Source organism: Thermostichus sp. MS-CIW-41 (assembly GCF_054058915.1).
The window spans coordinates 22,581-31,611 of the sequence record NZ_JBSSBO010000035.1 but is presented as its reverse complement, the minus strand read 5'-3'; the positions used below and the strand labels follow the sequence as shown (position 1 = coordinate 31,611).

Genomic DNA, 9,031 nt, shown 5'->3' with positions numbered 1-9,031 from the left:
AGGTTCTGGGGCGCCGGGGCTGGGTGGCCTTGTGGCGCTTTACTACCCTATCCCCACCCCCACCACCCCGTCAAGATATCCAACCCAAAATTTTTGGCAAGTTTTTGGCGAGAATAGCAGGGAAAAGAAGAAATAAAACTGTTTGAATATTGACATTCTGACTGCAGAGTTAATAAGATGGTTGCGAGGGTCAGGTTTTGGAGAAACTGCGATGCTGACTTTGCGCAAGCGGGAAGAGAGGGGTCATGTCAAGCTCAGTTGGCTTGATACTTACCACTCATTTTCTTTTGGAGAGTACTACGACCCTCGCTACATGGGCTTCCGGGCTTTGCGGGTGATTAACGATGACCGAATCAGCCCGAGTGCTGGCTTTCCGACCCATGGGCACCGGGACATGGAGATCGTTACCTATGTTTTGGAAGGGATCCTTGAGCATAAAGACAGCTTGGGCACGGGATCTGTGATTCGTCCTGGTGAAATTCAACGGATGACGGCAGGCACAGGGATCTGGCACAGCGAGTACAACCACTCGGCAGATGAGGAGGTTCATCTGCTGCAAATTTGGATTTTGCCGGAGCAGGAAAACCTGGAGCCCAGCTATGAACAAAAAGCGACGGGTTTGACAGAGCATCCCAATGAGTTTTGTTTAGTTGCCTCTCGAGATGGGCGCCAGGGATCCGTGATTGTGCATCAGGATGTGAATCTCTATGCGGGGTTGATTGAGCCGGGACGCACCATTCACCGACACTTGGATGAGAAGCGCTACGGATGGCTGCAGATAGCTCGGGGCGATGTGACCCTGGATGGCTTGTTTTTGCGAGAAGGAGATGGCGTGGCTATTGCTAGGGAAAGCGAGCTCAACCTTTTCAGTGAAGAAGGGGCTGAGGTGCTGCTGTTTGATTTGGCCTGAGGATGACTTTTGGCTGAATTCTGGCTGTTTGCCTTGAGCTTATAGTCGTTTTAGGCTGGGGTGAAGCGACTGAACTGCTGAGAAGAGCCTTCTGGCTCCGTACATTCAACGTTTTAGGCGCGGGTGCAGTGTCCTAGTTGGAATCGAAATGACCATAAGTCTTTTGGGATCTCAACTTTTTCTTCTGCTTTCAAGTACTTTCAGGAGGAGAAGTGGATCCCTTCCTCGAGGTTTTGCTGAGTGAATTGAGAAAGAACTTGCTGCCAAAGTTGAGCAGTCTGGGATCCCTTTCCCTTGACGTGTAGAAGGCGGGCTCCTTCCTGCTGGGGATGGGGCTGTAGGCGCAGCCAGAGGTAGGTCGCAGGCAGATGGCGGAGGTACTGGGGCCACTCAATAGCGGTGATCCCACCTTGGCTCCAAAGTTCTTCTAGCCCTAGGTCTTCTAGGAGTGTGGATTCTTTCCCACCGGCGCGAGCGGCAGAAGAGGTCTCTAGGCGGTAGAGATCGCAATGGAAAAGAGGGATCCGTCCGGTGTGGTATTCCTGCACCAGCACGAAGGTGGGGCTGTCGATGGGTTCAGGGATCCCCAAGCCCTGCCCTAGTCCCTGCACAAAGGTGGTTTTGCCGCTGCCCAGATTACCTTCGAGAAGAATGACCAAGCCGGAAGTGGAGCCGAGGCTGCGGCTGGGAGGGGGAGATTTTTGTTGACCTGAAGGGGCGAGGAAGCCAAGGGCGGCTTGAGCTACGAGGGCCCCTAGTGATTGGGTAGCAGCGGCGGATGGCAGCAGCAGAGGGGAGGCTTGCTGCCAGAGCTCTTCATTCTGTTCGCTGGCCATGGCTTACAACTCCTTTGGGGCGGGGATCCCAGGCGAGGAAGTTGCCTCGTTTGGGTGAACAGAAACGCGTTTGGGAGCTGTCAAGATTGCGGCCAGGCCTGCTCCAATGAGCAACAGGCTCACCCCCTGCGCCACCCGCAGGGATCCCAGCATGAGGCTATCGGTGCGCAGGCCTTCGATCCAGAAGCGCCCCAGGCTGTACCCCACCAGGTAGAGGCCCAAGAGGGTGCCGGGGGGAAGCTGGCGCCGGTAGCTTAAAAAGAGCAGGAGCCCGAAGAGACCAAAGTTCCAGAGGGATTCGTACAAAAAAGTAGGATGGACGCGCGATCCATCAGGCAGCTGCAGTTGTACCCACAGAGGGCTATCCGGAGGCAACACCTTTCCGTAGGCTTCGTTGTTGAAGAAGTTGCCCCAACGTCCGATCCCCTGACCAAGGCTGAGGGAGGGAACAAGGCAATCGGCTAGCAACCAAAAACTCAGCCGGTGCCGCCGGGCGAACAGGTAAAGCGCCGCACTGCCGCCGATCAAGGCACCGTGAATGGCAATGCCCCCCTGCCAGAGGGCCAAGACCTGCCACCAAGGGCCATCTCGATAGCGCTCCCATTCAAAGACCACGTAATACAGACGGGCAAAGGGCAGGGATCCAACCACCAACCACACCAGCAGATCAGGCATGGAACTGGGGGGAAGGCCACGCCGAGCTGCCAGATGGCGAGCCAGGAGCAAGCCCAACACCATTGCCAGGCCGATCAATAAGCCATACCAGCGCAGGCTGAGCGGCCCCCAACTAAACACAACCGGGCCGGGGGATTGTAAGACCAAAGTCATGACCGTGGGGACGTTCCTGAGCAGATCCCTTTAGCCCACTCTACCCGCTCTGCAAGGCTATGCAGAAGACCTGCCCTCACCCCCAGCCCCTCTCCCAGAGGGAGAGGGGAGTTAGGAACCGAGGCAAGGTACGAGCTGACTGCAGTTGGAGGGAGAGGGATCCGTTCAGAGCAAGGCGACAATGTTAGAATGCAGGCTCGATTTTCCACCACGACTCCTGGGGGGGATGCGGGTTATGGCCCGGAAAGCCGTTGCTGTGAACACTGCTGATGACTCGGACAAATTGAAGTCAGAAAAACGCAAAGCCCTGGAGCAGGTGTTAAGCCAGATCGAGCGGAATTTCGGCAAAGGGGCAATCATGCGCCTGGGAGATGCCACCCAGATGCGGGTGGAGACCATACCCAGTGGGGCCATCACCCTCGACTTGGCCTTGGGCGGAGGTTACCCAAAAGGGCGGATTATCGAAGTCTTTGGGCCGGAATCTTCTGGGAAAACTTCAATTGCCCTACATGCCATCGCCGAAGTGCAAAAACAAGGGGGAACGGCAGCTTTTGTGGATGCGGAACATGCGCTGGATCCCACTTACGCAGCAGCTTTGGGGGTTGATATTCAAAACCTGTTGATCTCCCAGCCGGACACGGGGGAGGCCGCCCTGGAGATTGTCGATCAGTTGGTGCGCTCGGCAGCTGTGGATATTGTGGTGGTGGACTCGGTAGCAGCGTTGGTGCCCCGGGCTGAGATCGAAGGGGATATGGGAGATGCCCATGTGGGATTGCAGGCGCGCCTGATGAGCCAAGCGCTGCGCAAGATTGCCGGAAATGTCAGCAAAACCGGATCCATCGTTCTTTTCTTAAACCAATTGCGCTCCAAAATTGGCGGCATAGGCTATGGCCCCCAGGAGACCACCACCGGCGGCAATGCCCTTAAGTTTTATGCGTCGGTGCGGCTAGATATTCGCCGCGTTCAAACCCTGAAAAAAGGTGCGGAAGAATACGGGATCCGAGCGCGGGTCAAGGTGGTGAAAAACAAAGTTGCCCCCCCTTTCCGGCGGGCAGAATTTGACATCATTTTCGGCCAAGGGATCTCCAACATCGGCTGCATTATCGATCTGGCCGAGGAGATGGGCATTCTCAAGCGCCGCGGCTCTTGGTACAGCTACAAGGAGGAAAATGTTGCCCAAGGAAGGGACAATCTGGTTGTCTACTTGAAGGAAAACCCAGAGCTCCTAGCGGAGGTGGAAGCGGCTGTGCGGGAGAAACTTTCTGCGGGGGTGACGGTTTCCGCCAGCCGGCCGGCAGCGATGGAGGAGGGAGAGCAGGAAGAGCCGGCAGCGATGGAGGAGGGAGAGCAGGAAGAGAATGAGGATGCGGTCTTTGTAGAGGAAGAGTTCTGAGGGAGCAGCTAGCTGTTCAGGGAGCGCTTCCTGAGCGAGATCGCCGCTGGCGCAGGGCCTCGTAGAGCAACAACCCCCCCGTCATAGCGACGTTCAGAGATTCGACACCCTCGGCCATCGGGATCCGCACCTGGGCATCGGCCTGTTGGATAGTCGCTTCCCTCAGGCCGGCTCCTTCGTTGCCCAGGAGAAAAAGGGTAGGGCGGGTGAGATCTTGATCCCAGTAGCAGTTTGCTGTGGGGGAGAGGGTAGCAGCCAAGACTTGGATCCCTTGGCAACGGCAGCTCTGGATCCAGGCGGCTAGGTCGGGCACGACTTGGGGCGGACGGCGAAACCACTGGCCGGCAGAGGCCCGCAAGACTTTGGGGTTTTCCGGATCCACGCTGTCTGCGCTTAGCCAAAGGCCGTCGGCTCCTGCGGCGGCCACGACTCGGATTAGGGATCCCAAATTGCCTGGATCTTGCAGCGTTTCCACCACAAGGCCCAAACGTAACTTGGACAAGGGGGGAGAGGAAATCTGCCAACTGACGGCCACGGCCACAGCTCCTTCGGGAGACTCGGTGGTACAGAGCGCTGCCATGACTTCTGAGCTGACGGCCTGCCGCCGTAGACTCTTGGGCAGATTGGCCAGCAATTGTGGGTAACGCTCAGCCCACTCAAGCGTGTAGCAGAGAGCCTGCAGGGGCCAGCCAACTCGCAGGGCTTCTTCGATGAGGTGGGATCCCTCTACCAAAAAGGCGCCCTGTTCCCGCCGGCCTTTGCTGCGGTGCAACTGCCGCAACTTGCGGATCCAGGGGTTTTTCGGACTGGTCAGCAGCTCAGAAGCCATGTGGCAATGGTTAAGGTACTCCCCAAGTCTTCGGCGTTGCTGCCCTCACCCCCAGCCCCTCTCCCAGAGGGAGAGGGGAGTTAGTAACCGGAGCGGCGCAGCCGTTGGATAAAAAATCCATCCCGATCCTGTCGGTGGGGCCAGATGAGCAGGGGATCCCCTTCAGCAGCCCAATTGGGGTGGCTGTCGAGAAAGGCTTGAATGATCTCCTCGTTTTCGGCAGAGTGCAGCGTGCAGGTAGCGTACACCAACACCCCACCCGGCTTAAGCCAACGGGCTGCCACTTGCAGGAGCTGGGCTTGCAGGTGGGCCAACTCTGGGATCCGCTCTGGGGTTTGTCGCCAGCGGGCATCGGCATGGCGGTGCAGGGTTCCCAAGCCGGAGCATGGGGCATCCAGCAAAACCCGGTCGGCGCTGTGCCAGGGGGGCAAGGGGGCAGGGGGTAAGGACTCCGTCCCGCTGACGCGATCGGCAGCAGCGCTCAGCGGCAACAGGTCGATGGCCAGGGAACGAATCGAGGTCAAGCCCAAGCGATGGGCATTTTCCTCTAGGCGCCGCAGACGGTGGGGGTGACGATCCAAAGCCCAAATCTCCCCTCGATCCTGCATGTGTTGGGCTATTTGGGTGGTCTTGCCGCCCGGAGCAGCGCAGCAGTCGATCACCCGCTCTCCCGGCTGGGGATCCAGGCAATGCACCACCTGCTGGGCACTGGCATCTTGAACGCTCCACCAACCCTGGGCAAAGCCGGGCAGGGCCGTGATGTCGCCAGCATGATCCTGAAGTCGCAAGGCACCCGGCACCTCGGAGATGGGGAGGGCAGGGATCCCGGCTGCTGCCAAGGCTTGAATGACTTTATTCACATCTGCCCGCAGTGGGTTGACCCGCAAATCCAGGTGGGGTGGCTGATTAAACCAAGCACACAACTGCTCCGTTTCCACCGGCCCCAGGCGCTCCCACCATAGGCTCACCAACCAGTCGGGAAAGCTGTGCCGGATCCCCAAAGCCTGAATTGGGTCGGCTGGCAGAGTGTCCTCGAGGGGCTTGAGGGGATCCTTCTCTGGCTGATCCAACACTTGCCGCTGGTAGGCGCGCAAGATGCCGTTCACCACCCCTGTCAGGGATCCCAGCCCCATCTGGCGGGCCAATTCCACGCTGGTGTGGATGGCAGCGCTGGGGGGGATGTGATCCAAAAAAGCCAGCTGGTAGAGGCCAAGGTGCAGAATGAGCCGCAAATCGGGCGGTTGCTTGTGGGCAGGACGTTGGGCAAAGCAGTCGATTAGGGCGTCGAGGGTGCGACGACGGCGGGTAACGCCGTACACCAGCTCGCTGACCAGGCGGCAGTCGGCAGGGATCAGGTGGCTGTGGGCCAACAGGTGCTCTAGCACCACGTCAGCATAGGCGTTTTGCCGCTCGATCTTCTGCAAGGCCAAGAGGGCCAGTTGACGTGCGTTCATGGTCGCCCCAAAAGGTTTTCCCATTCTCCCCCCTGGGCGATACTGGAGAAGCCCCTAAGGGATCCCAATCATGCCTTACACCAGCGCCTTCTTAGAGGTGATCCCCGCCATCGACCTTCTCCAGGGCCACGCCGTGCGCCTCTACCAGGGGGATTATGCTCAGGCGGAACAGGTGGCCGATGACCCCATCCAGCAGGCCGAAGCTTGGGCGGCACAGGGTGCTCCTCGCCTGCATGTGGTGGATTTGGACGGGGCCAAAAGCGGGGATCCAGTCAACCTGCCCATCATTGAGCGCATTGTCCGCAGCCTGGCCATCCCGGTGCAGGTGGGGGGTGGGATCCGATCCCTGGAACGGGCGCGGCAGTTGCTGGAGCTGGGGGTGGATCGGGTGATCGTTGGCACCCTGGCCGTGGAGGATCCTGACACCCTGGAGGCGATGACCCAAGCCTTGCCCGGTCGGGTTTGGGTGGGGATCGACGCTCGGCAGGGGCAAGTGGCCACCCGCGGCTGGCTGAGCACCACTCCCCTGCGGGCCACCGAATTGGTGCAACGGGTGGGGGAACAGGGCGTCGCCGGCATCATCTACACCGACATTGGCCGGGATGGCACCCTGGCCGGCCCCAACCTACAACAGTTGCAGGAGATCCTCGCCATCTCCCGCCTGCCTGTGATTGCTTCGGGGGGAATCGGATCGCTAACGGATTTGCTGGCTTTGTTGAGCTTGCCCGGTTTGACGGGGGCCATTTTGGGTAAAGCCCTCTACTCAGGGGCGATCTCCTTGCAAGAGGCTTTGCGAGCTGTGGGGCCGGGCCGCTGGCAAGATCTACCGCCGGAAACCGGATCCCTGTGGGCCTAGATGTCCACCTCGACGCCGAGCGGAAAGCAGCCTCAGCAATGCCATACTGGGCAAAATCGACAGGCAACTGCATGCAACCAACACTGGCCATCGGTGAAGGTTTTCCAAGACATTTTTGTTTTTTTGTTTTTCAGGTCATGTCCTTTCCCGCACTTCGCCCTGCTGTTCGAGCTTTACAACCCGAGTTGGTGACCTGGCGCCGCCACATCCACAAGTATCCCGAGCTGGGCTTCCAGGAGAAGCAAACCGCCGCCTACATCAGCCAGCGCCTGAAAAGCTGGGGGATCCCTCACCAGACCGGCATTGCCCACACCGGCATCGTGGCCACCATTGAGGGAGAGCAGCCGGGGCCGGTTTTGGCGCTGCGGGCCGATATGGATGCCCTGCCCATTCATGAGGCCAATGAAGTCGAGTACCGCTCCGCCATCCCCAACGTCATGCACGCCTGTGGCCACGACGGCCATACGGCCATTGCTATGGGCACCGCCAAGCTGCTGCAACAGCACCGTCAACACCTCAAGGGCACGGTCAAGGTCATTTTTCAACCTGCCGAAGAAGGCCCCGGCGGAGCCAAGCCCATGCTGGAGGCGGGGGTTCTGAAAAACCCGGATGTGGAAGCCATCCTCGGCCTACACCTGTGGAATAATCGCCCTCTGGGCACTATTGGCGTGAAAAGTGGCCCCTCGATGGCCTTTGCCGACCGCTTTCAGATTCAGGTGATCGGGCGAGGCGGACATGCCGCCCTTCCCCAGCAGACGGTAGATGCTATTGTGGTGGGATCCCACATTGTCAATGCTTTGCAGACCATTGTCTCCCGCAATGTGGATCCGATGCTGCCGGCGGTGGTGACGGTGGGCCGTTTCCGGGCCGGCGATGCCTTCAACGTTATCGCCCCAAGCGCAGAAATTTGGGGTACTGTGCGCAGTTTTCACCCTGAAGTGGCCGATTTGATCCCAAAGCGCATGGAAGAAATCGTTGCCGGCATTTGCCAAGCCTACGGGGCCACCTACGAGTTTCAGTACGAACGGGGCTACCCAGCGGTTTGCAACGATCCTGCTATGGTAGCGCTGGTGGAACAAGCTGCCCGCCAGGTGTTTGGCTCAGAGGCGAGGATCATCCCAGAAATGACCATGGGCGGAGAGGATGTCTCGTTTTTCCTGAATGAGGTGCCTGGCTGCTACTTTTTTTTGGGATCCGCCAACCCCGAAAGGGGCCTGAACTACCCTCACCACCACCCCCGCTTCGACTTCGATGAGGCTGCCCTTGGCATTGGGGTAGAGCTGTTCCTGCGCTGCATTGAGAACTACACCGGGCAAGCCTTGAGTTAGCGGGAAACCTCGGCTAGGGCCTGAGCAAGTCAGCGGATCCGCTGCCGGGAAGCAGCAAGGGCTTCATAGGTTCTGGGGTGGGTAGGGCGGGGACAGGATTCAAGTCGGCGGGAATGTAGAGGGGTTTGGGGTCGGGATCCCCACCGAAGGCCAGCACAAGGGCTTCCAGCAGGGCCTGTCGCTGTTGCCGGTTCAGGGATTGTACAACGGCTTTGTCTTGGGCGTAGGGGTTGACCGTGAGGCGGTCGGCACCGGGATACCGTTGGGCGATGATTGGCTCATTGGCATCAAAATAGTCCGCCAGCGTCAGTTGCCAGTCAAAGCGGTCGGTCGGGGAGCGACCGGCCACCTGCAGGTGATAGATCATCATTCGCCGCACCAAAGTATCCTCTTCGGGTGCGGGGCCGCCATCGTTGGGGTTAATAGGGGTGTAGGTGTTTTCCAGGGGCAGATCCGGCAGAGCTTCGTATACCTGCCGCGCTGCTTGGGGAATCAGCCGCAACTGAGCATAGGCAGGCCCGGATCCCAGTAGAACTGCAACGGCAATGCCCAGCAAACCTGGCAAAAGGGCTTGTTTCCTCATCCTGCTCGCCCCAA

At 59.1% G+C, this 9,031-nt stretch carries 9 protein-coding genes; 4 read left to right on the top strand and 5 right to left on the bottom strand.

The annotated features are described in order from the left end of the window. The first annotated feature begins 211 nt into the window (after nt 1-211). The gene (locus ACVWXE_RS10530) at nt 212-910 is read left to right on the top strand and encodes a pirin family protein (protein WP_414341852.1); all 699 of its coding nucleotides are present in this window, start codon (nt 212-214) and stop codon (nt 908-910) included. A 200-nt stretch (nt 911-1,110) separates the two neighbouring features. Here the strand turns inward: ACVWXE_RS10530 and tsaE are convergent, their stop codons facing one another. After that, nucleotides 1,111-1,746, bottom strand: a complete 636-nt coding sequence (gene tsaE / locus ACVWXE_RS10525) for a tRNA (adenosine(37)-N6)-threonylcarbamoyltransferase complex ATPase subunit type 1 TsaE (protein ID WP_457490273.1) — start codon at nt 1,744-1,746, stop codon at nt 1,111-1,113. Between the two features lie 3 nt (nt 1,747-1,749). Next, nucleotides 1,750-2,574, bottom strand: a complete 825-nt coding sequence (gene lgt, locus ACVWXE_RS10520) for a prolipoprotein diacylglyceryl transferase (RefSeq protein WP_414384432.1) — start codon at nt 2,572-2,574, stop codon at nt 1,750-1,752. Between the two features lie 235 nt (nt 2,575-2,809). On the opposite strand from lgt, the gene recA reads away from it, so the two are divergent. Then, nucleotides 2,810-3,967 carry a recombinase RecA gene (gene recA / locus ACVWXE_RS10515; protein WP_457490272.1) on the top strand — a complete coding sequence of 386 codons (1,158 nt, stop codon included), beginning with the start codon at nt 2,810-2,812 and terminating at the stop codon, nt 3,965-3,967. Nucleotides 3,968-3,983: 16 nt separating this feature from the next. Here recA and ACVWXE_RS10510 read toward each other — a convergent pair whose 3' ends face one another. Together ACVWXE_RS10510 and ACVWXE_RS10505 are read right to left on the bottom strand one after the other, a co-directional pair. After that, nucleotides 3,984-4,796, bottom strand: coding sequence for a TrmH family RNA methyltransferase (locus ACVWXE_RS10510; protein WP_457490271.1), 813 nt, complete (start codon nt 4,794-4,796; stop codon nt 3,984-3,986). A gap of 80 nt (nt 4,797-4,876) precedes the next feature. Continuing rightward, entirely contained in the window at nt 4,877-6,250 is a 1,374-nt protein-coding gene (locus tag ACVWXE_RS10505) for a 16S rRNA (cytosine(967)-C(5))-methyltransferase (protein ID WP_457490270.1), read from the bottom strand. A 70-nt stretch (nt 6,251-6,320) separates the two neighbouring features. On the opposite strand from ACVWXE_RS10505, the gene hisA reads away from it, so the two are divergent. After that, entirely contained in the window at nt 6,321-7,106 is a 786-nt protein-coding gene (hisA, locus tag ACVWXE_RS10500; protein ID WP_457490269.1) for a 1-(5-phosphoribosyl)-5-[(5-phosphoribosylamino)methylideneamino]imidazole-4-carboxamide isomerase, read from the top strand. Nucleotides 7,107-7,243: 137 nt separating this feature from the next. After that, nucleotides 7,244-8,434, top strand: coding sequence for a M20 metallopeptidase family protein (locus ACVWXE_RS10495; protein WP_457490268.1), 1,191 nt, complete (start codon nt 7,244-7,246; stop codon nt 8,432-8,434). 13 nt (nt 8,435-8,447) lie between these two features. Here the strand turns inward: ACVWXE_RS10495 and ACVWXE_RS10490 are convergent, their stop codons facing one another. Continuing rightward, a complete protein-coding gene (locus ACVWXE_RS10490; protein WP_457490267.1) occupies nt 8,448-9,017 on the bottom strand; it encodes a hypothetical protein in 570 nt (189 codons plus the stop codon). Between the last annotated feature and the right edge of the window lie 14 nt (nt 9,018-9,031).